We start from the raw sequence: 23,832 nt of genomic DNA, 5'->3' as shown, positions 1-23,832 counted from the left end.
GCCATGAAAGCACATGCATCACTGTTTATAAATGGTCGCTGGGTGCAGGGGAAGGGCGCAACCTTCAACTCGGTTAATCCCGCATCGGATCAACAAATCTGGGAGGGCCACTGTGCCAGCGAAGCACAGGTTGATCAGGCGGTTCAAGCGGCCCGTGATGCTGCCGCTCGCTGGCGCGAGATGACGCTGGAGCAACGCCAGAATGTCATCCTGCGCTTTACCCAACTACTACACGAATATGCCGAACTGCTGGCAGATACCATCGGTCAGGAAACCGGCAAGCCGCTCTGGGAAAGTCGCAGCGAAATCACCGCCATGATAGGCAAAACCGATATCTCCATCCGTGCATATAAAGAGCGCTGTCCCACCCGGATAGAGCACGGCCCCCAGGGTGAACAGGTTCTGCGCCATAAACCCCATGGCGTGGTCGCGGTATTCGGGCCTTACAACTTCCCTATGCATCTGCCCAATGGCCATATTCTTCCGGCACTGCTGGCAGGCAATACGGTGGTGTTCAAACCCAGCGAGCTGACGCCGCGCTGTGCTGAACTGATGTTACACCTGTGGCAGAAAGCCGAACTACCCGATGGCGTGCTGAATCTGCTTCAGGGTAACAGCGAAACCGGTAAAGCACTCGCCGCACACCCGGATATAGATGGGTTGTTCTTCACTGGCAGCGCCATTACCGGCCAGCTGCTGCATCGCCAGTTTGGTGGCCACCCGGAAAAAATTCTGGCGCTGGAGATGGGTGGCAACAACCCGCTGGTGATCACGCCTGTCGACAACCTCAAAGCGGCCGTTCACGATACCATTATCTCGGCATTTATCAGTGCCGGTCAGCGCTGCACCTGCGCCCGCCGTCTGCTGGTGCCCGCCACCAGCTGGGGAGACCACTATCTGGATCAGCTGGTGCTGGCTTGCAGCAAAATACGCACAGGCGCTTACAACGACGAGCCACAACCCTTTATGGGTACCCTGATCAGCAAGCCCGCGGCAGACGCCATTCTGTCGACGCAGCAGCAGCTCATTCAGGCCGGGGCCTCCGTACTGCTTGAAGCACAGGTAAACAACAGCGCCGGTACCCTGCTATCCCCGGCGATCATTGATACCACGGCCGCCACAGACCTGCCGGATCAGGAATATTTCGGGCCGTTACTTCAGGTTATCCGTTACCGTAATTTTGCATCCGCCATTGCTACGGCAAATGACACAAGATTCGGCCTGTCCGCCGGACTGTTTAGCAATGATCGCGAGCAATATGAGCATTTCCAGCGCCATATACGCGCAGGCATCATCAACTGGAACCGTCCTCTGACAGGTGCCAGCAGCAGCATGCCATTTGGAGGTTGTGGCATCAGCGGCAACCACCGGGCATCGGCGTACTACGCAGCGGACTACTGCGCCTATCCGGTAGCATCCATCGAAAACGATACGCCGGTGTTGCCAGCCAATATCAGCCCTGGACTCGACTTATAAACGTACGAGCAGAAAGATGCGGAGGGTTATATGCGTTATCGGGAGGTCAATTTTGACGGGCTGATCGGCCCCAGCCACAACTATGCAGGATTGTCTCCGGGGAATATCGCATCGGCTCACCACCGGGGGACGATCGCTTCACCCCGACAAGCGGCCCTTCAGGGTTTGGAGAAAATGTGGCGGCTGGTGCAACTGGGGCAGGTTCAGGGAGTACTACCACCAGCGCCCCGGCCCGATTTTGCAACCTTGCAGCGCCTCGGGTTCAGTGGCTCTGTCCCGGAGATAATCAAACAGGCCTATCAAGACGCACCACACCTGCTGGCAACCTGCTATTCCGCATCAACGATGTGGGCGGCCAACGCAGCAACGGTCTCGGCCAGCCGCGACTGCCCGGACGGAAAAGTGCATTTCACCCCGGCTAATCTGGTCACAACCCTGCATCGTGCGATAGAAACAAACTATACCGCCACCCTGTTAGCGCGGATTTTCAGCGATCCTAAGCACTTCTGCCATCATCCCCCGCTGCCCGCTCAAGCCAGCTTTGCCGACGAGGGTGCGGCTAACCATACGCGGCTGTGCCCGGCTCACAACCAGTCAGGCATTACCCTTCTGGTGTATGGCCGGGGCAGCGGCAATCTCGCACCAAAGGTATTCCCCGCCCGGCAGACGCTGGCAGCCTGTGAAGCCCTGGTACGGCAGCATCAACTAGCAGCCGCGAATGTCGTTCTGGCGCAACAAAATCCTAAAGTTATCGATCANGGCGTTTTTCATCATGATGTTATCGGCGTCGGCCAGCAGAATTTTCTGATGTTGCATGAGGATGCGTTGGTTAACCAACAACAGGTGCTGGCACAGTTGCAGCAGCAATGGCAACACTGCGCTCTCCAGGGAAGCGAACCACTGATCATTGCTGAACTCTGTCAGAAACACCTCAGTGTCAGAGAAGCGGTTTCCAGCTATCTCTTTAATAGCCAGCTGATCGACTTATCCACAGATAACTCCGGCGCTACCAATATGCTCTTACTGGCACCGACGAACTGCCTTGAATCCAAAGCGACCCAAAACACTATTGACTGGTTAATTGCCGCTGATAACCCGGTATCAGCGGTTGAATATGTCGATCTGAGGCAAAGCATGAATAACGGTGGCGGGCCAGCCTGTCTGCGCCTCAGAGTCCCCCTGAGTCAGCAGGAACTCACTGCGGTACATCCTGGCATTCTGCTGGATGCCAGCCTCTATCAGCGATTGAAGCGCTGGATTAACAAGCACTACAGAGAGCAACTTAGCGCGGAAGACCTGGCCGACCCCCACCTTCCTATCGAAATTCAGTCTGCCCTCGATGAACTGACAACGATAGTAGCCTTGCCAAACCTCTACCCGTTTCAGGTATAAGAGCGCGAGCGGCACTTGCAAATAGGCCTATAATCCACCTATGACATTTAAAACTAGTAAAAGGATATACCTGATTTTCCTGGCCTATATCGCGGGAATCATCCTTTATATTGCCTGGGATTACCACGATGAAAAGTCGCGGCTGTATCAACAGATCGACAACGAACTGACCACCAGCGCCCTGACCGCACCACTGCTGCTGGCGAAAGACTTTCATCATCGCGGTATGAAGCCGGGTGATATAACCCCTCAAGCCGATCTGAATAACACCCTCAGGTTATCCGAATATACCCGCAACACCGACACCATTTACATTTACACAATGTTGTTACAGGACAACAGCGTCTTTTTTACCAGCGCCAGCGTTACCGATGAGGAACTGAAGGCCGGACAGGATCTGTATTACTATTTCCTTCCCTATACAGATGCCGATCCACGACTGCTACAGCTAAGTCATAGCCAGGAAAAACTATTTCTGGAGATCAATGATCGCTGGGGGCATTTCCGCAGTGTGTTTATTCCGCAAAAAGCGCCCGATGACTCCACCTATATTACTGCAGCGGATATGGAGATCAGCCATATTCAGGCCATCTTACAACAACAGCTTCTGGAAAAAAGTGGCTTTGCGGCGCTTTTTATTCTGCTTCTTTTTCCTCTGATGCTGACGTTTACGGCTGATCAGCGTCGCTGGGCAAAAAACCTTGAGATACGGGTCGGCGAGCGTACCCGGGAACTGCACGCCAGTGAGAAGCGCCTTGCTTCAATCATTGAGCATTCGCCGGTCGGCATCTTCCACTATGACCAGAATGCAGTTATCACCATGATCAACCACCGCTTTGAGCATATTGTGGGTTCCTCAGATAAGGTGCTGGTTGGCTTCAATATGCTGGAAAGACTAACCGATGAGAAGCTCCTGGCTGCCCTGCGAGCTGCATTAGAGGGCAAAGTCGGGCTGTTTGAAGGGCCCTATGTGTCGGTCACAGGCCACCGGAAGATATATCTGATCGCTGAGTTTGTTCCCCTGCGGGATGCTCAGGGCCGGGTCAATGGCGGTGTCGGCGTATTTAACGATGCAACAGAGCAGCAAACCACCACCAATACCCTGAAAAAACTGTCGATGGCAGTAGAACAGAGTCCTAACGTTGTTGTTATAACCGATGTAAGTGGTCAGATAGAGTACGTTAACCCCCGTTTCACTGATATTACCGGCTATTATCCTGAAGAGGTTATAGGTCAGAACCCCCGTCTTTTAAACTCCGGGGAAACGGCAACAGAGGTCTATAGTGACCTGTGGAAAACCCTGCTCTCCGGGCAGGAATGGCGCGGCGTATTTCATAACAAAAAGAAGAACGGCGATCTTTACTGGGCCGAAGAGGTGATCTCTCCCATCACCAATAATTTTGGTGAAATAACCCACTTTATTGCCCTGCAGGAAGATATTACCGAAGTTCGCAGAATCTCTGATGAGATAGACTTTCAAACCACCCATGACTCGCTGACAGGGTTGTTAAATCGCCGCCAATTTGAAAATGAACTCACCCGGATTGTCGCGCACGCGAACCAGCATCACTCTCACCATGTGCTCTGCTTTATCGACATTGATCAGTTCAAGATTGTTAATGACACCTGTGGTCACATGGCCGGAGATGAACTGCTGCGGCAGGTCAGTAACCTGATCAGAGATAAGCTTCGCAACCGTGACACCCTCGCACGTCCGGGAGGAGATGAGTTTCTGATACTGTTAGAAAACGCCAGTCTGGCCCAGGGTGAGCGGGTCGTACAGATGATCATGAAAGACCTGCAACAGTTTCGTTTTCAGTGGGAGGACCACAACTTCGCAGTTGAGATCAGTGCCGGGCTCGCGGTGATAGACCGACACACCAGTAGCGCAATTGGCGCCATGCAGGATGTCGATACCGCCTGCTACACCGCCAAAGATGCGGGGCGCAACCGGATCCATATCTACAATGATAACGATGAGCAACAACTGATTCGCAAAGGTTATATTCAGTGGGCCAGCGAGATCCACCATGCTCTTGATGATAATAGTTTCCTGCTCTTCGTGCAGCCGATTGTGCCACTGCAGAAGCACCAAAGCACCGGCTATGAAGTGCTTCTCAGGCTGCGCTCTGAATCAGGCGATCTGGTTGCGCCCGGGGCCTTCCTGCCCGCCGCAGAGCGCTACAATATCGCACCGCAGATCGATCGCTGGGTAATTCAGAACACCTTACAGTGGATGACAAAAAACAGCGATCAGCTGGATCATATCGATAGCCTGGCCATTAATTTGTCGGGCCAGTCTCTCGGCGATGACGCCTTGCTGGGGTACATTATTCGCACGATAGAGCGGGGCGAAGTTCCCACCCACAAGATCAAGTTTGAGATCACTGAAACGGCGGCCATCGCTAACCTTAAAGATGCTCAGATCTTTATTCGTTCACTGAAAAACCTCGGTTGCCGCTTTGCCCTTGATGACTTTGGCAGCGGACTATCGTCCTTCGCTTACCTGAAAAATCTCCCTGTTGACCTGCTGAAGATCGACGGCATGTTCGTACGCAATATCATCTCCGATCCGATTGACGAAGCGATGGTCCGCTCAATCAATGAGGTCGGCCATATTATGGGGATGGAAACGATCGCCGAATTCGTTGAAACTGACGAAATCATGGAACGCCTCCGGCAGCTGGGGGTGGATTATGCGCAGGGCTATGCCATCAGTCGCCCTCAGCCGATAGATACCATTTTAAATAGCGCATCAGCCTCACCAGCGGCAACCACAGTGGATCGAGAGCAGACCTGATACGCCCAGCTTAAGCCTTCGGAAAGGACAGTATCAGTTCCAGCCCTTTGCCCGGTTGACTACTGCCAGTCAGAGTGCCGCCCAGCAGTTGTACCGCGCGCTGGGCAATGCTGAGGCCAAGGCCATAGCCGTTCTGCTGCCCGGTAAAACGGACAAAAGGTTTAAACATCTTCGCTAACTGTTCTGAACTGAGTCCCGGCCCCGTGTCGGCGACCCGAATGATGATGTTTCCCGCAACCAGCTCCGCCGAAATAACAATCTCGGTATCTGCCGGTGTATGCTTAACCGCATTCCCGAGAATATTACTTAACGCCCGTTCAAGCAGGGCAGGATTACCTTTAATCCGGTAAGGTACCGGCGTCCAGTGCAATGGGTGATGTGGCGCACTGAAGCGAAAATCTTCCACCAGGGTATCAACCACCTTTGCCAGTTCAAAGCGCTGATCGGTCAGCTCCATCTGCTCCAGTCGTGACAGGCTGAGGATCTCATCAATCAGCCGGTTGATCCGCTCACACTCCTGATTAATCCGCTCAATAAAGTGCTGATCAGCCTCTGACATTTTCTGCCCGGCTAATCCCGCAGCCATCTGCAAACGCGCCAGCGGGGCACGCAACTCATGGGAGACATCCTGCAACAGATGCGTATTCGACTGCAGTGTCTGCTCCACATATTCAGCCATGCGGTTAAATTCGCGGCTAAGCTCACCGATCTCATCCCCCCGACAACTTAAGCGGTCATCGGTTCGCGCACTGAGATCACCGTTATAAAGATCGCGGGTATACTGACGCAAGCGGTTAACTGGCCGCACCACCATCAGGCTGATCAATAAAGCGGCGATACCGGCAACCACCATTAACAAGACCACCTGCACCGAGAGAAAGAAGCCAAACACCTTAGCTGCCAGATCGGCTCGGATACGGGTTTCAGCGACTATCTGATATTCCCGGTTGGTGTCAGAAATCACATTCAGAATCATTGGATCACGAAACTTTTTGATATCCTCATGGCCGAAAATAACCTGCCCGGATTTCAACTCGGTAATCTGCACCCTGGAAGGAAAGAACCGGGGCTCTTTATGATCATCATCGTGATAGCGTCGCCACTCTTTCGGGGAGGGCAGATGACCATCACGCTCATAACGGTCAATCAGCAACTCCGCCTGCCCCAAAACTCTGGCATTGAATACGTCACGATCACGTCGCTGTTCTGACAGGTGCCCGATCACAAAGGCAGTCAGTGCGATCACCAGAAAGCTGGTAACCCAGACCGTGAAAAATATTTTCAGAAAAAGCCGTTTATACCAACGAATTGCCATCAACCCCGCCCTGCTTATCTATCACGCTACTGTTATTCGTTTACCAGCATATAACCAGCCCCCCGGACGGTTTTAATCAGTTCACTGTCCGGCATGACCGCCGCCAGTTTTTGCCGCACCCGGCTAACATGAACATCGATCGCCCGGTCGTAGGCGGTCAGTTTGCGATGTAACACCTTCTCAGTGAGATCATCTTTACTGACAATACTACCCGCCGACCGCATCAACTCAGCCAGCACGTTAAATTCGGCGCTGGTTAACTCAAGCTCAGCGCCGGACACCTGCACCAGACGCTTACCCGAATCCAGCTCTATGCCATGAATACTGAGTTTATCTGAACTCTCTTCCACAACCGCCTGCTGGCCACTACGGCGCAAAACGGCCCTGATGCGGGCAACCAGTTCACGCGGGTTACAGGGTTTGCCAAGATAGTCATCGGCACCCATCTCTAAACCGATAATCCGGTCGATATCTTCGCCCCGCCCGGTCAGCATAATCACCGGCGTTTTAATCCGCGGGCGGACCTGCTGCAACAGTTCGAGACCACTCTGGCCCGGCATCATAATATCAAAGATCAACAGGTCGTAGCTGCCTGCCTGCTGCAACAGCGGCAGAGCCTGCTCAACACTGTAAGCAAAATTAACGTCAAAACCTTCGGACTCAAGATACTGCCCCATCAGCTCACAAAGCTCCTGATCATCATCAACTAACAGAAGTCTAACGGTGTCACTCATACATAATGTCCTCTTCAGAGAGTCTCAGAGTAATCAAGCCACTGATGAATTTCACCTGTCTGCATCAGCCTTTACCAAACTTTACACCCCCTTTACCCAACTTAGCAGGGGGGAGTTGCATACTGCTTCCATCGAAACAAGCAATGCGTCAGGAGAACAATCATGCGTAAACAACTCATTATCGGAATTACAGCCGCAGTAATCGGTGCGGGTGCGCTGACTGCGGGCATCGCTTCAGCTAAAGATGGCTGGGACCGTTGCGGTGATCGTCAGGGTGGCGGTCGTTATGAACAGATGGACAGCAAACATTCTGGCATGCGCATGTCTGCCATGGCGGAAAAACTCGGTCTGACAGACGCGCAAAAAACACAGATGCAGGAACTTTTCCAAAACCAGCGTGGTCAGATGAAAGACCAGCGAAGCGGCATGAGAGAGATGCATACTGCGTTAAGGGATCTGGATGTCAATGCTGCTGACTATGACCAGCAGGTCGCCGCACTGGTGACTAAAGCACAGGAAAACACAGCACAGATGATCACGATGCGCGCCGAACAGAAAAAAGCGATGTTTGCCATTCTAACCCCGGAACAGCAGCAAAAATTTATGGAGATGCGACCCAATAAACCCCGTTTTTAACCCTGCGTTACCCCGGGCCAGCTGAATCAGGCTCCAGCTGGCCCACTTTTAATGCTTTACCCTCATATATGACTCTCATCATATATTCACCGTCGCCTTTAAACGGGCCACTCGCCCTGCTTTTAGCAGGGCATTTTTTTACCTGAAAAACCGACACCAGGACTCCCCGCCGGATTTACAATTGCTGACGCAACTCCGCTTCCAGCTCCTGCAGATAACGGGTCTCCATGCGCACCGCCTGCTGTTGCTGTTTAATGTGTACGTTGCGCAAACGGATCTCGTGGTCCAGATCATTAATCTCAGACAGCAGAAAAGCGCGGGTATCAGAAGAGATGCCAGCCATTATCAGTTGTTCACGTTTATCATTACGATCACGCACATCAGCGCGCTGCTCTGAGGTCAGAATACTCAGCTCATGCCTGGCACTCTCTAAACGGGCAAGCTGCTGATGCGCCTCAGTTCCCAGCTCAAAACCCCGGGTAAACTCCTGTTGCTGCTCACCACTGCAAACAGCATTCAGCGGTTTTCCGGCACGCGCTTCCCGATAACCATTCACAGCCGTGCAATAACGCCGCACACCCCGGTCATAACCCAGCAGATACTGGTCCATCTGCGGCACCACACCATAATCAGAACAGGCGTCCCGGTGTTGCTCCAGACGTCCGGCATCACGGCCCTCGACCCCATCATTAAAGCCTATTAACTGCCAGTCAGCGGACAGGCAGTTTTCTTTGTCCAGCGTGGCGCAGCCCGCTATGCCCAGCACTAAAGCCAGCCCCGGCAACAGCGTCAGATATCGAATATTCATATTTATGCATCCCTATGTGAACGCTACATCATGCGCTCATGAAAGCGTTAGGCCGAAGTATGACAGAGATAAGCTGAATTCTGGTTAAACGATCAAACAGCACGATTACAATAATCCAGAGCATCAATTTTAGCGGCACAAATGAAATCATTGACCGACAGACCAGCAATACTATGGGTGCTGTAACGCACCAGGCAGCGATCATATCCCACCTCAAGCTCTGGATGGTGATTCTCCTGATGTGCTATCCACGCCAGCGCATTAACAAACGCCATGGTGTGATAGAAGTTTTTAAAACGAAACTCCTGTCGTATCTCCTTAGCTGCTCCATCTAATACCCATCCGGCTGACAGCTCTGCTAATAACGGCTGTGCGTCGATTCCGCTCAGGGGTTCAGCCGCACCATCACAGTGAGTACAGTGGCGATTTTTCAGTGTCAGCGACCCGCTCATGATTAACTCCCATCAGTGAATACTACAGAACACAGTATAGACCGGCAGACAACCGCGAACAGTGCTGCCTGTGCGGATGACACTTATTGACTAACGAAGGGTCATAATCCGTGGTAGAGTTCTGCCCCGAACTGAATAATATCGGGAAACAACAATGCCTACTTATGATTACCGTTGCGAAACCACCGGCGAGGTGTTTGAAGTGCGCCATCCGATGGCGCTGAAAATATCAACCTGGGGCGACCTGTGTGATATAGGCGGTTTTGCCAGCAGTACAACACCCATTGATGCGCCCGTCACTAAACTACTGACCACCGGCGGCGTTATCAGTAATAAAACCCTTAAAAATCCGGAAGCTCCTCCCTGTATGAGCGGCGGTGGCTGTCCCGGACGTTGTGGAATCTGATATGTTTTTAAATACGCTGTACAAATTTTCACTGCCTGCTGTTTTTATCAGTCTCTGTTTAGGCCTGCCGCTATCCTCCGCTGCATCGGCGGGTGAACTCAAACCCACCATGAAAGAGATGCGTCTGCATTACAAACAGGCTGTCGATACCAGTGACCCCGCCGTCTTCAATGAGAAAATCGCACAGTTCATGACCGAGTTGCAGACCGCCCGGGAGTTTAAGTTTTCGCCCGAACGTAAGGCACTTTCACTGGAAGGACTGAACAAAGTAGAGACCCTGGTCAGCAGCCTGCCGACGGCAACCGCAACCAACCTGCCGCAGCTTCAGAATCAGCTAAAAGAGGTAGATCAGTTACGGGTGGAATACCACAAAAAAGTGAAGCCCGGTGTGTTTGAACTGCTACTGGACACGCTGAAAGAATCACTGGGGCTCTGACGGCATCTATTTACTCACATGTAAGTAAATCCGCTGTCAGATATTGCAGCATTTATGCTATAGATAGAGTCATCATTCACTCTCTCAGGCGGCGGTTTTTCCTTATGTCCGGCAAAGCTTATATCCTGTTACTCGGGGCTATCGTGTTACTCTCAGGTTGTGATCAGCAATCACCAGCCAAGGTACGTCAACCCAAGCCCCACCTGGTAGAGGTATTATCAGCACAACCTGCAGATATTGAGCTTGAACGGGTGCGCACCGGTACCCTTGAAGCCTTTCAGACCATCAATATCTATAACCAGGAAGAGGGGATCGTTAAACAGATCCTGCCCCGTGAAGGCGATACGGTAAAGCGTGACGATCTGCTGATCACTCTTGATGATCAACTGCTCAATGCCCAGCTACAGCGGGCCAGAGCGGTGCGTCAGCAGGCCGAAAAGGAGCTGCAGAGAATCAGTGGCCTGATTAAACGCAACCTCACCGCACGCTCAGAGCTGACGCAAAAAGAGACCGACCTGGCGGTGGCAAAAGCCGATGAACAGGTGATCGCAACCCGGCTGGGTTATACCCGGATAAAATCCCCGATTGATGGTGTGGTGACCTCCCGTCATACCGAGCCTGGGAATCTCGCTGAGAAATCTTCACTGCTGTTATCGGTAGCAGACCTGAGCAGCCTGCGACTTAAAGTAGACGTATCTGAACTGCTACTCAACCAGTTGGCCATTGGCATGCCGGTGGCTATGGAGATAGATGCACTGCGTAACACAAATCCGGGCAACCCCTTTGCGGTATCCGGAAAGGTGAGTCGCATCTACCCCACAATCGATCCGGCAACCCGCAGCGGCACTCTGGAGATCAGCCTCAATCCGGCCCCTCAGGGCGCCCGCCCGGGTCAGTTTGTCCGGGTAAAGTTCAGAATTGCCCGACAACAGGTGCTGCTCCTGCCCTACGCCAGCCTGCGCCAGTCTGACACGGGCAGCTACGTATATATCGCCGACAGCGACAACAAAGTACAGATACGCCCGCTGCAAACGGGTCTCAAGGCTGGCGAGCAGGTTGAAGTACTGGCGGGACTAGACCCCGGCGACAACGTGATCACCCGCGGCTTTACCAACCTGAAGCCGGGGATGCAGGTGACCATCGTTAATGGGGCGACTCATCAGCAGAGTGACGGAGCAGTGGCAGAGTGAACCAGCGATCTATACGTCATTCCAGAGGTCTTGCCAACTGGTCGATTCATCACCCGGTCGGGGTGATTATGATTGCCCTGGCGGTAATTGTATTGGGGGCTTTCGCTCTCAATCGGCTGGCGGTTGATCTGCTGCCACATATTATCTACCCGGAGATCCGGGTCCGCGTGGTCGACAGCGGCGTACCACCACCGGTAATGGAGGACCGTGTCACCCGTAAGCTGGAAGAGCAACTGGCGATCACCGAAGACGCTATTCATGTGCAGTCCACCACCACCCAGGGCAGCACCAGCGTCGACCTGGCTTTTGAGTATGGCAAAGATATTGATGTTGCTCTGCGGGATGCCAGCACCCGCTTAGACAGAGCAAGGCGAACCCTGCCGGATTCGATCGACTCACCGGTCATCTACAAACTCGACCCCGCGCAAATTCCGGTGATGGAGTTTGTCATCAGCTCACAGATTCGCGACAGTGCGGCGCTGCGGCAATGGTCGGATGATGTTATCGCAAAATGGCTGCTCAACCTGCCGGGGGTCGCTGCTGCAGAGGTTGGTGGTGGTGTTGTTCGTGAGGTGCATGTCATACCTGACCAACAGCGCATGGCCGCATACGATATCAGTTACAAAACCCTGATCGCGGCAGTCAAAGAGGGCAACGGTGATCAGGCCGCCGGGCGGATCACCATGCCCGGAAATGAAATTAACAGCCGCATCAGTGGCCGCCTCATCTCATTAGATCAGTTACGCCAGTTACCCGTCGCCAGAAGAGGCGATGCCACGCTGACTCTTGCCGATCTGGCCCTGGTTGAGCTGAGTACCGAAGATGAACGAATTCTGATCCGCGCAGATGGTATCCAGGGGATCAAACTGTCGATTCAGAAGCAGCCCACCGCCAACACCACCTATGTGGCTGATCAGGTGAAACAGCGGCTGGAGTGGTTAGCACAACAAAAAATCATTCCTGACGATATCAGTGTAACGCAGGTCTCCGATCAGTCGATCTATGTCGCGCAGGCCCTGAATAATGCCGCCACCGCCGCCATCAGTGGCGCCTTGCTGGCGATGGCAGTGGTTTATCTGTTCCTCGGCAACCTGCGACATACCCTGATTATCGGTAGCGCCATCCCGATTGCGATCATGTTTACCTGTGTCTTAATGGGACTCGGCGGCCTGACCCTGAATATCATGACGCTGGGCGGGCTGGCACTGGGGATCGGCATGCTGGTGGATAACACCATTGTGATGCTGGAAAATATCAACCGCCACCAGCAAAATCATGAACACCCCCTGGCCGCAGCCAACAATGCAGCAACCGAGGTCAACAGTGCGATCATCGCCTCCACCTCCACCAACCTCTGTGCCGTATTGCCCTTCCTGTTTATCGGAGGCCTTACGGGGCTGCTGTTTCAGGAGCTGATCATCACTATTTCGGCAGCTATTTTTGCCTCCATGGTGATCGCTCTGACGCTGGTGCCGGCACTGGCCGCAGCAACTAAAAGAGCAACCAATCGTGGTGGAATACGTCACCTGACCGATCGTTTGTTACGGGTTTTACAACGCAGCTATGCCGCAGTTCTCAGCAGAATTTTACATTACCGGCTGTTAGCCTTGCTGAGCTTTATTGTCGCGCTGGTGCTCTCTGCACCGGTGTTTGTCAGCGGTAAGCAGATTTTCCTGCCACCTCTGGATGATGGCCGGATTACCGTCCGCATTACCGCCGACACCGGTATCTCACTCAGCGAGATGAACAGCCGGGTGGAACAACTGGAAGCTCTGTTCGCCAGCCAGCCGGAAACCGACACCGTGTTTACGCTGGTCGGTGGTTCGGTGTTCGGTCGCTCGCAACGGGAACAATCCAACCGCTCGACGGTGATCGTCCAATTGAAATCGGTGAGCCAACGGGATCTGTCCAGCAACGAATGGATCGAACGGCTGCAAAAACAGATCGCTAAACTGCAGCTAGCCGGTTTTACGATTCGCATGACTCAGCGGGGCATCCGGGGTATACGCACCAACAGTGGCAGTGAAGATATCAGTCTGCGCCTGCAGGGGCCGGATAATAAAACCCTGACGCTGTTGGCAGAACAGCTGACAACTGACCTGAAAAAACTGCCGCAACTGCGCAACCTGAGTCACTCCGCGGAAGATCAGCTGACTGAACTGTCGATCACTCTCGACCGGGTGCGCGCCAGCCAACTGGGGATAGAGCTGGCAGACCTGATCGAAGCCACACAGATCGCGTTGCAGGGCAAAGTGATCAGCGAATTTATCACCGATGACCATGCCTACGATATCCGCCTCAGACTGGCGGAACAGCACTTTAACACCCCGGAATCGATGGAGACACTACTGCTGTTTCCCGGCACAGGGGCATCACCACCGGTACATCTGTCCGATGTTGCCAGCCTCGAACTGATCGAGTCACCAGCCAGTATCCAGCGGGATAACCAGATGCGCATCGTTGAAATCACCGCCTCACTGGCACCGGACATCACCCTCGGGGAAGCGCTGTCCGCCATCAATCAGGTGCGGGATAACTTTGCGATGCCATCAGGCTACACCGCGTACGACGGTGGCTCTGAAAAGGTTTTGCAAGAACAGAGCAAGCTCACCAGCCTGTTACTCGGCCTGGCGCTGTTTCTGGTCTTTGTGGTGATGGCGATCCAGTATGAGTCGCTGCGCAACCCGCTGATCATCATGTTTGGTGTGCCTTTTTCCGCCATCGGCGTTGCCGCAGGCATCTGGTTACTTGCCCTGCCACTGTCGATGCCAGTCTGGCTGGGGATGATCATGCTCACCGGGATTGTGGTCAACAACGCCATCCTGCTGATCGAATACGTCGAACTATCCAGAGATCAGGGTAATAACATCACCGACGCGATTCTGGACGCCGCCCGATTGCGCCTGCGCCCCATCATCATGACCACCCTCAGCACCGTTGCCGGGATGCTGCCACTGGCGCTGGGCTGGGGCGACGGTGCTGAGATGCTGCAACCCCTGGCGATCACGGTGATCTGGGGGCTGAGCTTCTCCATGCTGGTCAGCCTGGTGCTGATCCCGGTGATCTACCACCTGGTGAATGAGCGGGGTTCAGTGCGGCGTTGAGACACCAGCTAGTACAAATGCACCTGCCACCGATATTGAAAAGGCTCGAAATAGATCAAGAATGGCTCCGCAACGCGACGCAATTTGAAATGCTCTATCCCAAAAGAATCGCCCGCAAGCGGTGATCTGTTCAAGCCGCCGGAGCATTTTAAACGCTCGGCCCAGGGGGGGCATCGGTTATCAGTTTATAACAGCTGAGGCGGAGAACTGGCTGAAAAACACGGTCGTCAGGGTCGTGTAGCCATCCAAACAGGTTTCTGGCTATCCCATCTCAGAAATAAAACTAAAACCCATATTCAACATGAATGGAAAGCGTTTTTCTAAAGGTGCCTGTCCCTGTCTTGATCTATTTCTGGTTTTAGGGCACTGAGCACTGGCCGGCGAATAGAGTCACTGATTCAGGCTATTCATAACATGAATTAACTTCTAATAAATATTCATGGTAATTAATTCTTCTTTTTTTAGTTCCTATAAACTTACTTAAACAGTTTAAGATATTACCTTCAATCAAAACAGCATCTACAATAGTCATATTATCACTATCGATATCAATGAAATTCATATTTAGCAGATCACTATAATTAAAAAGTTTTCCACCAAACACAACCCAATTACCACTTTCATTTTCAAACTCAAAAACAGTGCTAACAGTGGTCCCATCTGCTCTTACAACACCCAGAAAAAGTTCTCCATACGAAGCATTACATACTTCGTAGTAACTTTCTATAGCAACAACATCTCTATCTATACTAATTGATCTCTCAATATAATCTTTAGCCTGCTTTTTAGAATAAAACTTGTTTTTAATTTCATCGAGCTCACACTCTTTTTTATTAAGACAAACCCTATAATCTAAAAACACAGAATAGAGTTCATCATTGCATGAGCCAACCTTTTCAGCATTAGCATCTGAAATATAGGGTATTAAAAAAACAATTATAGAAACTTTCAACAAAAAACTCATAACTAACGAACTCCACTTACATTTAACGCACGTTCAACTCTTTCATAAACAATACTACCTGAACTGTAATCCCTTACTCGACGTAAACTTGTCTCCGTTCAAGGGGTCAGAGTTGTTGATCCTGATAGGCCTTAGACCTCCTATCCCCACCATGCAAGCCCGCTTGAACTCGCCGTCCTAACTGCTGTTCAATTTCTGCCTTAAAGCGCTCACTGCCCAATAATTTGTAGCATTACGTATACTTTCTAACGTATGTACAGGGATAAAGCCCGAGAACAATGCGGTATAAGCTGTTTGACGTTCTGCAGGAGTACTTCCCAGCGCCAGGTAAATATCGTGCGGCGTAAGCAAAGCTATTTCTTTGCCTAGTGCAGTCGCGTGGTAACTGGACCAGCGATAATCGGCGGGAAAATCAACCATCCTCGCTCGTACTGGATTCAACTCAATATAGCGACTGACGATTAAAAAATAGTTTTCACTATCGACCAGAGATGATTTAAAACGCCCCTCCCATAAAGTGCCTGAACGCCGATAACTCTGGTTGATATAGCGCACGTAGTAACGGCCCAGAGCCTGCATCAAGCAGCTAACCCCTTCTTTAGTTTTCGGGGTGAGTAACAGATGTACATGGTTGTTCATTAGAACATAGGCATGCACAAGAACTTGATACTGTTCTGCATAATGCTTTAAACGATCCAGATAAACCGCATAATCCTCTTCTGCAAAGAAGCATGCCTGTCGATTATTTCCATGTTGAGTTACATGCTGAGGGATTCCGGGCAACGCCGCCCTGGGTAATCGGGCCATCCCTGACCTCCAGAAAGTAAGAATTGAGGTCTATCAGTCTAGTACAAAATGGGTCGAGCGAAAATCAACAACTCTGCCCCCTTGATCTTTCATTTCTATTTCCATTTATTCATTGGATAATAAGTTCCAAAACAACAGAAATAATAATAGACAATAGAGCAAAAACTATTGAATAAAATTGAAATTTAAGAAAAAATACTCTGTAATATTTACCAATAGAATTTAACCTATCAGGAAATAATACGCCATTGAATATACCGATCAACTTAGAGCTATTATCAAAGTTGGAACTCATCCTATAAGCATAAAAGATAGATAAAAACCATAAAGTACAAGCAATTAAAAATATAAAATGGCCAATATTTCTTACGTCCATAACTTAACCCCAAGCATTGATTTCAAACCATCTTTAACTACTCTATATGTAATCGGATAAGTAAATGTATCAGTTATTGTAAATGAGAAAGGAATAGGTCCCTTACCAAACTGCACAAAGTTTGGCGCTGTCGAACCCGGATGCGGTATATCCCATCCTAATGGTCCTACTGATAAAGAGTTTGCAGTAGCATCGCCATACATTTGATATGTATCACAGTTACAAACCCCAAGTTCTGCGTGAACAGACAAATCTATTCCTTCTGCGCTTCCGAAGCTAACATAGATGCCAAAGTCAGCAGGATGCTCTCCACTTCCTGTATTTCCCATTATCCCCATAGAAAAACTAACACCTTTATCAAATAAAGCAGCATCCCCGCCTATGCCAGCAGCATAAGTACCAGATTTGAACATCTGCTTAATTTTCTCCCATGACCCAGTAGCATTCTGATTAACCACATACTGCAATGAACTAGTCACAGCGCCATTAGCAAATTTACCACCACCGATGACCGAGGCCGTACCACCAACAGCTACGCTAGCGAGAACACCACCTATTTCATTTTCCCCGGCTATAGTCTGAATCCGTCCTGATACTGACTTGGTCAAGGCTGAGCTAAGGAAACCACTGCTAAACTTTCCACCCTGCGCTTTTGAGCTTAGTCCACCAACAGCACCATGTGCAAGCACCCGGCCAGCAGTAACATCACCAACCGAACCAAAGGCACTACTCGCACCAATAAACCCTCCTGCCGCCCCGGTTAGTCCTCCTATCATGGCTGCTTTCAGGTCTCTGGATCAAGGGGTCAGAGTTGTTGATCCTGATAGGCCTTAGACCTCCTATCCCCACCATGCAAGCCCGTTTGAACTCGCCGTCCTAACGATCAACTCTGACCCCCTGATCGGCTATTCAGGCCCAAACGGTATTTGATTATGGGATGATGAATATAGAGTTTTACAGTGAAACAGTTGGAATGCATAGGGCGGGGATTGATTACTACCGGTATCCTGACTGGAGTAAAGTAGACTGGAATAACTATATTGAATCTCCTAATATTAAGGGGATACAAGTTATGAAAAGATATATAGATGAGCAAAGTAATAATGATTAATATTTTGGTAGTTATTTTCTTTTGTTTTTTTAGTTGTAATTCTATGGCGGTTGATTTATGTGACGATCAACACTTAAAATCCAGATCTAAAGACACTTTGGAGCTTTTTAAACATAAAATATCTACTGTTATTGATGTAAATATTGGTTCTAGAAACAGCTTAATTGTTGATGCTGTTGTATTTAATAATCAAGAATATTTTAATGATATTAAAAGATATAGATCTGAAGAAATTTTAAATGCTTTATTTTTTGCGGTTGCACTTGATAGACGTGATTGGATATATGAACTGTTAAAATACAATGTCAGATTAGATGATATTGGCGGCCAAGTTATACCTTTTTTTGGGGCTGCTTACGGTAATTGTATAGATTCATTAAAAATTGCCATTGACTTGGATGTTGATTTTTCTTTAAGAGATAGAAATGGTATGACATTCGCTGAGGTCGCTATGTTGAATAAAAGTACTGAAGTGCTTAAATTTTACATTGATAGAGCTGAGCGAGAAGAAATTGAAATGTTAAAATTGTCATCATCAAAGTATGATCGTTTGGATTGGCTATTAGCATTGATAAATCAGCAATAGGATAAATACAGGACAAGAGTAGGATAAAGTAAGATGACCCTGTGTACATCCGGTATCTCCTGGTGGATCATAACCTGTAGCTTCGGTTCAGAGTGTTATAAGCAGCGGAGCAGTTTGAAGGGTTTTATCAAAATACAGGGAGGTAGCTTTAAAGATGGTTTCGTCACGGGAGCTTTAATCGCTGCAACATCTGGTATTACCCGATGGGGAGATAACTTGAATTTTGTCGAAAAGCTAGTTTTACGAGCAGGATTAAGCGGTACATCCCCGGTTATTGGTGGTGGTAAATTCGCCAATAGAACTCAATCTGCTGCATTCTTAACGGCGATGCAAGAGTTGCCGCAGCTCTACAAAAAGTTGGTAAAATACGACTTAGATATGGGGCCCGGTGGAAGTGCTATTGGTAAAGGAGAGCTTCAGATGCCGATGGCTGGTGTACATGATGTCTTTCAGGTCCCGTTAGACACAGGCTTAGCACGAAATGTGTTGAATATTCCCAGTATGACTCCTGCTACAGTGTTTATTTATGCAACTGCATTATCCCTACCATTAACTAACCTTAATTCCGATCAAATCATAGGCATTGCTACGACTTACAGCCGCAATAAGCAGCGAGATCGCAGTCGTCGATTGGCGTATGTCATGAGTTTTTGATTATGCGGTGTTACTTGTTATTGATTGTGATTTTCGCTGTTGGCTGCTCGTATTTTGCTTCTTGGGATGATAGAAGCAAAATACTCATTGGAGAACCAATCACAGTGTACAGTGACTTAAACGGCCCTCCAGACAAAATTACTCCATTACCTAATGGCCAAAAGGAATACAAGTACCACCTAAAAAGGCTAGACCCCTCCTGCATTCATTATTGGGTAGTAAATGCAGAGGGAGTTATTACCGGGTATCGTTATACCGGTCATTGTCGTCCTGTTGGTTGAGGCGGGGGATAAATAGGGTCAGATGCTGTGGTATCCCCTCGAATTTTTAATAGATAATTAGCTTAAGAAGGGCACGTTCATAGCCCTTGGCGATAAAATGTTTTTAAGAATGCCTGTCCCTGTTTATTCTATAAAGTCCAGGTCGAGAAGTACTGCGTGATTTTGTTTGTCATAAAGCGTTTTAACCGGCCTATCTGACCGGTTAAAACGTTGTTGGAGAGTGCAGTTCTAAGGCGTCTATCTGCTTACGCGACAGAGGTCGTCTGCTCATTCTGCGCTGCGTAGGCCCGGTCAAGCTGCTCGCCTTCCGCCAGCAGGAACTCAAACGCTGACAATGATGCTTTAGCGCCCTCACCCATAGAGACGATGATCTGCTTGTAAGGCACCGTTGTGACATCGCCACAGGCATAGATTCCCGCTTCTGAGGTGTGGCACTTTTCATCAATGATGATTTCGCCTGTCTTGCTCAACTCAAGCAGCCCGTCGAGGAACTGACTGTTGGGTACCAGGCCGATCTGCACGAAGACACCATCAAGTGCTAAGCGCTGCTCTGCCTCGCTCACCCGATCCACATAGCTGATCGCTGAGACCTTACCGTTGGTTGCCTCAATCTCTTTGGTGGCAACGTTTTTCAGTATCTCGATGTTGGCTTTAGCGTAGGCCTTTTCCAACAGTACCTTATCGGCTCTCAGCTCTGGCATAAACTCGAATACGGTGACGCTGTTGACGATACCCGACAGGTCGAGAGCTGCTTCGATACCGGAGTTTCCGCCACCGATAACTGCCACATCCTTACCCTTGAAGAAGGGGCCATCGCAGTGAGGGCAGTAAGCCACACCGTTACCGATATTTTCTTTTTCACCGGGGACGCCCAGCTCACGCCATTTAGCACCGGTGGCCACGATAATTACTTTGGTCTGTATCTGCTCGCCCGAACTCAGCGAGACCGTTTTAATATCGCCCTGCTTAATATCGGTGACCTTCAGGTACTCTTTGATGTTGATATCATACTCATCCATATGTGCCTGCAAGGCGCTGGAGAGCTGAGGACCGGTAGTTTTGGTCACGGAAATTAAGTTTTCAATATCCATGGTGTCTTTCACCTGACCACCAATACGATCCGCAATCAATGTTACTTTCAAACCTTTACGGGCACTGTAGATCGCCGCACTGACCCCGGCAGGTCCACCACCGATGACGGTGACATCCTGCAGTGGCAGCGTTTGCACCTGCGTTGCCGGTTGCCCCTGAGAAGCTCCCCGCTGTAACAGTTTCTCTATCAGTTGCGCCGCATCCACTTTACCATTGGCGAACAGCTCACCATTCAGGTAAACACTGGGAACACCCTGAATGTCCCGCTCGGCAATAATCTCCGGATAGAGCCCACCGTCGATCATCTCCGCAGAGATATTTGGATTCAGCAGGGCAAACTGATTCAGGGCCTGAACCACATCCGGACAGTTGTGGCAGCTAAGGCTGATGAACACCTCAAACCGGAGGGTTTCCTGAATGCCGCTGATGGTCTGTCTGATACTCTCATCCAGCTTCAGATCGGTTCCCGAAGCGTGCAGCATCGCCAGAATCAGTGAGTTAAACTCATGGCCCGCCGGAATGCCTGAGAAGCGAATACCGGTGTCCTCGCCATCCGCCTTTAACAGAAAGCTGACCGGACTTCTTAAAGTCTCCGGCAGATCTGCCTCTTCCAGGCTGAGATTATCGCTCACACCCGCCAGATCGGAGAGAAAACTCACCAGTTCCGGACGTTTGCTGTGAGCACCGGTCTGCAGAACAAAAGTCACCGGCTTTTTCATTAACGCGGTATAACCTTTAACTGTTTGTAAAATTTCTGTTGTTAACACGATGGTCACTCCTGTTTCCTATTAATCTCTGCGCTGCACCGGCTCAGGTTCGACCGAGCCGGTGCGTTGCGGATAACCGGTCTGACCGGCTGTTATATTTTGCCAACCAGATCAAGTGACGGCGCTAATGTAGCCTCACCCTCTTTCCAGGCTGCCGGGCACACTTCACCCGGGTGGGAAGCAACATACTGAGCCGCTTTAATCTTGCGCAGTACGTCAGTGGCATCGCGGCCGATCCCTTCTGCAGTGATCTCCATCGCCTGAATGATCCCCTCTGGGTCGACGATAAAGGTACCCCGGTCGGCCAGGCCCTGACCTTCACGCATCACCTCAAAATTACGGGTGAGGGTACCGGTTGGGTCGCCAATCATGGTGTATTGAATCTTGCCGATAGTATCGGACGATTCGTGCCACGCTTTGTGAGTGAAGTGTGTATCGGTGGAGACTGAGTAGATCTCTACACCCCGGGCTTCAAACTCCGCGTAATGATCCGCCAGGTCACCCAGTTCGGTAGGGCAGACAAAGGTGAAGTCAGCTGGGTAGAAGAAGAACACTGACCATTTACCCTGCAGGTCCTGTTCTGAAACATCGATAAATTCACCCTTTTTGAATGCACTGGCGGTGAATGGTTTAATCTGTGTGTTGATAAGTGCCATGGTGGCCTCCGGTATCTGTTTAAGTGTTTGTGGTTGTTGAAAAGATGAACCCAGTATATGAGTCAGCCACTGATAGATAAAATTGAATAAATATATCTTTGTGATCTATTATTTAGAACTACAAACCATTTAATGAAGATAAAACAACCATGATCTCAACCAAACAACTGCTCTATGCCCTGGCGGTAGAGAAAACACTGCACTTCAAAAAAGCCGCCGAAAACTGTCATATCAGTCAGTCAGCCTTGAGCACCGCGCTGAATGAGCTGGAAAAACAGTTAGGTGTGCAGATATTTGAACGGGACAACAAGAAAGTATTAGTGACCCCGCAGGGCGCGGATGTGTTGCAGCGGGCACGCAGCATCATGGTTCAGGTGAATGAGCTGCAAACCATTGCAGAGAATCAACAGCAGCCGCTGAGCTACCCGATCACGGTCGGGGTGATACCAACTATTGCGCCGTTCTTACTACCGGAGGTCTTTCCGCTATTGGGCACGCAATACCCTCACGCCCAGCTGAATATTGTCGAGGAACAGTCCCATGTGCTGGTTGATATGGTCCGACGGGGTGAGATCGATACCGCTATTTTAGCCATGCCGTTCCCGTGCGATGGTTTGTTAACCCTGGAGTTCTGGCAGGAGGATTTCTACTGGGTTGCGCTGAAAGGCGATAAATATACCGATCAGCAGGAGATTAGCAGCAATGAACTGGCGCAGAGCCATCTGATGCTGCTAAAGGAGGGGCACTGTCTGAAGGATCACGCTCTCAGCGCGTGTAAACTGCCGACACAAACCGCCAACCATGGTTTTGGTGCCACCAGTCTGAACACGCTGATACAGATGGTGAAAGGCAGAATCGGCACAACCCTGATTCCGCAGATGGCACTTAAACAACTGACACAACAGAATCAGTCCCTCAGCGCCATCCATCTGCAGGAACCGGGGCCACACCGCCGGATCGTATTTGTCATACGGCCAAACTACACCCGCATGAACAGCATCGATGCACTTATGGCGTTATGCAAAAAGGCGCTGGAGAGTAGTTGAGACTCGCCCGGCTCCGCTACTCTATAGTGCGGTCAGCAGCCTCAGGTCCGCTCAAACATCAGGTCCCAGACGCCATGACCGAGACGTTCGCCGCGCTTCTGGAACTTGGTTACCGGGCGCCACTCTGGCTGGGGTGAATACTGGCCTTCACCGGCAACGTTGCGATAGCCCGGTGCTGTACTCATCACTTCCATCATATGCTCGGCGTAGTTTTCCCAGTCGGTGGCCATATGAAAAACACCGCCGACTTTGAGTTTCTTGCGGATAGTTGCTGCAAACTCAGGCTGCACGATGCGGCGTTTATGATGTTTTTTCTTATGCCATGGATCAGGGAAGAACAGCTGCAGTGTGCTCAGACTGCCATCGGGGATACAGTTGGCCAGCACCTCGATTGCATCATGACAGAACACCCTAATATTGCTCAGGCCCTCTTTTTCAGCGTTACTCAGCAGACGGCCAACCCCCGGGCGGTGTACTTCGATACCGATGTAGTTATTCTCCGGCTGAGCTTTGGCCATCTCGATCAGCGAGTCACCCATACCAAAACCGATCTCCAGTACCACCGGGGCTTCCCGACCGAACACCTGTGCCAGATCCAGCATGCCGCTATCCGGCTCCAGCCCCATCACCGGCCACTGCGTCTCCATCGCCTTTTGCTGACCTTCGGTCATCCGTCCGGCGCGCAGCACAAAGCTCTTTACAGTACGCATGTACTTATCCCCGGTGGTCTGATCCGGGGTCTG

At 50.5% G+C, this 23,832-nt stretch carries 21 protein-coding genes; 11 read left to right on the top strand and 10 right to left on the bottom strand.

The features are described from left to right. The first annotated feature begins 3 nt into the window (after nucleotides 1-3). The 3 genes from astD (at nucleotide 4) to ACQY8X_RS05995 (ending at nucleotide 5,668) form a co-directional block, all read left to right on the top strand. Nucleotides 4-1,476, top strand: a complete 1,473-nt coding sequence (astD, locus tag ACQY8X_RS06005; RefSeq protein ID WP_428034244.1) for a succinylglutamate-semialdehyde dehydrogenase — start codon at nucleotides 4-6, stop codon at nucleotides 1,474-1,476. A gap of 30 nt (nucleotides 1,477-1,506) precedes the next feature. Further along, on the top strand, nucleotides 1,507-2,868 hold the full coding sequence (gene astB, locus ACQY8X_RS06000) for an N-succinylarginine dihydrolase (protein WP_428034243.1): 1,362 nt from the start codon (nucleotides 1,507-1,509) through the stop codon (nucleotides 2,866-2,868). A gap of 40 nt (nucleotides 2,869-2,908) precedes the next feature. Next, on the top strand, nucleotides 2,909-5,668 hold the full coding sequence (locus tag ACQY8X_RS05995; RefSeq protein ID WP_428034242.1) for an EAL domain-containing protein: 2,760 nt from the start codon (nucleotides 2,909-2,911) through the stop codon (nucleotides 5,666-5,668). A gap of 10 nt (nucleotides 5,669-5,678) precedes the next feature. Here the strand turns inward: ACQY8X_RS05995 and ACQY8X_RS05990 are convergent, their stop codons facing one another. Continuing rightward, nucleotides 5,679-6,983, bottom strand: a complete 1,305-nt coding sequence (locus ACQY8X_RS05990) for a sensor histidine kinase (RefSeq protein WP_428034241.1) — start codon at nucleotides 6,981-6,983, stop codon at nucleotides 5,679-5,681. 32 nt (nucleotides 6,984-7,015) lie between these two features. Continuing rightward, nucleotides 7,016-7,717, bottom strand: coding sequence for a response regulator (locus ACQY8X_RS05985; protein ID WP_428034240.1), 702 nt, complete (start codon nucleotides 7,715-7,717; stop codon nucleotides 7,016-7,018). Nucleotides 7,718-7,879: 162 nt separating this feature from the next. On the opposite strand from ACQY8X_RS05985, the gene ACQY8X_RS05980 reads away from it, so the two are divergent. Then, the gene (locus ACQY8X_RS05980) at nucleotides 7,880-8,353 is read left to right on the top strand and encodes a Spy/CpxP family protein refolding chaperone (RefSeq protein WP_428034239.1); all 474 of its coding nucleotides are present in this window, start codon (nucleotides 7,880-7,882) and stop codon (nucleotides 8,351-8,353) included. Nucleotides 8,354-8,528: 175 nt separating this feature from the next. Here the strand turns inward: ACQY8X_RS05980 and ACQY8X_RS05975 are convergent, their stop codons facing one another. Together ACQY8X_RS05975 and ACQY8X_RS05970 are read right to left on the bottom strand one after the other, a co-directional pair. Next, the gene (locus ACQY8X_RS05975) at nucleotides 8,529-9,161 is read right to left on the bottom strand and encodes a DUF2799 domain-containing protein (RefSeq protein ID WP_428034238.1); all 633 of its coding nucleotides are present in this window, start codon (nucleotides 9,159-9,161) and stop codon (nucleotides 8,529-8,531) included. 92 nt (nucleotides 9,162-9,253) lie between these two features. After that, entirely contained in the window at nucleotides 9,254-9,613 is a 360-nt protein-coding gene (locus ACQY8X_RS05970; RefSeq protein WP_428034237.1) for a 4a-hydroxytetrahydrobiopterin dehydratase, read from the bottom strand. A 154-nt stretch (nucleotides 9,614-9,767) separates the two neighbouring features. Here ACQY8X_RS05970 and ACQY8X_RS05965 point away from each other — a divergent pair, with 154 nt between their 5' ends. From ACQY8X_RS05965 to ACQY8X_RS05950, 4 genes are all read left to right on the top strand, one after another. Next, nucleotides 9,768-10,019: a zinc ribbon domain-containing protein gene (locus ACQY8X_RS05965; RefSeq protein WP_428034236.1), complete on the top strand. Its 252-nt coding sequence runs from the start codon at nucleotides 9,768-9,770 to the stop codon at nucleotides 10,017-10,019. 1 nt (nucleotide 10,020) lies between these two features. Next, nucleotides 10,021-10,455 (top strand): cytochrome b562, encoded by a 435-nt coding sequence (locus ACQY8X_RS05960; RefSeq protein ID WP_428034235.1) that lies wholly within the window; start codon nucleotides 10,021-10,023, stop codon nucleotides 10,453-10,455. 104 nt (nucleotides 10,456-10,559) lie between these two features. After that, complete coding sequence (locus tag ACQY8X_RS05955; protein WP_428034234.1) at nucleotides 10,560-11,645, top strand: efflux RND transporter periplasmic adaptor subunit; 1,086 nt, start codon at nucleotides 10,560-10,562, stop codon at nucleotides 11,643-11,645. Next, nucleotides 11,642-14,749, top strand: a complete 3,108-nt coding sequence (locus tag ACQY8X_RS05950) for an efflux RND transporter permease subunit (protein WP_428034233.1) — start codon at nucleotides 11,642-11,644, stop codon at nucleotides 14,747-14,749. The genes ACQY8X_RS05955 and ACQY8X_RS05950 overlap by 4 nt, the downstream gene beginning before the upstream one ends. 403 nt (nucleotides 14,750-15,152) lie before the next feature. Here the strand turns inward: ACQY8X_RS05950 and ACQY8X_RS05945 are convergent, their stop codons facing one another. From ACQY8X_RS05945 to ACQY8X_RS05935, 3 genes are all read right to left on the bottom strand, one after another. Beyond that, nucleotides 15,153-15,713: a hypothetical protein gene (locus tag ACQY8X_RS05945; protein WP_428034232.1), complete on the bottom strand. Its 561-nt coding sequence runs from the start codon at nucleotides 15,711-15,713 to the stop codon at nucleotides 15,153-15,155. A gap of 177 nt (nucleotides 15,714-15,890) precedes the next feature. Beyond that, nucleotides 15,891-16,520, bottom strand: a complete 630-nt coding sequence (locus tag ACQY8X_RS05940) for a transposase (protein ID WP_428034231.1) — start codon at nucleotides 16,518-16,520, stop codon at nucleotides 15,891-15,893. A gap of 366 nt (nucleotides 16,521-16,886) precedes the next feature. Further along, entirely contained in the window at nucleotides 16,887-17,672 is a 786-nt protein-coding gene (locus tag ACQY8X_RS05935; protein ID WP_428034230.1) for a hypothetical protein, read from the bottom strand. A 312-nt stretch (nucleotides 17,673-17,984) separates the two neighbouring features. Between ACQY8X_RS05935 and ACQY8X_RS05930 the strand changes: the two genes are divergently transcribed. Both ACQY8X_RS05930 and ACQY8X_RS05925 read left to right on the top strand, forming a co-directional pair. Next, entirely contained in the window at nucleotides 17,985-18,593 is a 609-nt protein-coding gene (locus ACQY8X_RS05930) for a hypothetical protein (RefSeq protein WP_428034229.1), read from the top strand. A gap of 114 nt (nucleotides 18,594-18,707) precedes the next feature. Next, the gene (locus tag ACQY8X_RS05925) at nucleotides 18,708-19,247 is read left to right on the top strand and encodes a hypothetical protein (RefSeq protein WP_428034228.1); all 540 of its coding nucleotides are present in this window, start codon (nucleotides 18,708-18,710) and stop codon (nucleotides 19,245-19,247) included. Between the two features lie 526 nt (nucleotides 19,248-19,773). On the opposite strand, the gene ahpF is transcribed toward ACQY8X_RS05925, so the two are convergent. Together ahpF and ahpC are read right to left on the bottom strand one after the other, a co-directional pair. After that, on the bottom strand, nucleotides 19,774-21,387 hold the full coding sequence (gene ahpF, locus ACQY8X_RS05920) for an alkyl hydroperoxide reductase subunit F (RefSeq protein ID WP_428034227.1): 1,614 nt from the start codon (nucleotides 21,385-21,387) through the stop codon (nucleotides 19,774-19,776). 92 nt (nucleotides 21,388-21,479) lie between these two features. Then, a complete protein-coding gene (gene ahpC, locus ACQY8X_RS05915; RefSeq protein ID WP_091354667.1) occupies nucleotides 21,480-22,043 on the bottom strand; it encodes an alkyl hydroperoxide reductase subunit C in 564 nt (187 codons plus the stop codon). A gap of 149 nt (nucleotides 22,044-22,192) precedes the next feature. Between ahpC and ACQY8X_RS05910 the strand changes: the two genes are divergently transcribed. Then, nucleotides 22,193-23,089, top strand: coding sequence for a LysR substrate-binding domain-containing protein (locus ACQY8X_RS05910; protein WP_428034226.1), 897 nt, complete (start codon nucleotides 22,193-22,195; stop codon nucleotides 23,087-23,089). A 41-nt stretch (nucleotides 23,090-23,130) separates the two neighbouring features. Here ACQY8X_RS05910 and trmB read toward each other — a convergent pair. Then, nucleotides 23,131-23,832: tRNA (guanosine(46)-N7)-methyltransferase TrmB (gene trmB, locus ACQY8X_RS05905; RefSeq protein ID WP_428034225.1), on the bottom strand; the 702-nt coding region annotated here is incomplete at its 5' end.

This window comes from Amphritea sp. (assembly GCF_050300915.1).
Lineage (GTDB): Bacteria > Pseudomonadota > Gammaproteobacteria > Pseudomonadales > Balneatricaceae > Amphritea.
This window is presented reverse-complemented; position numbering and strand designations above follow the sequence as displayed.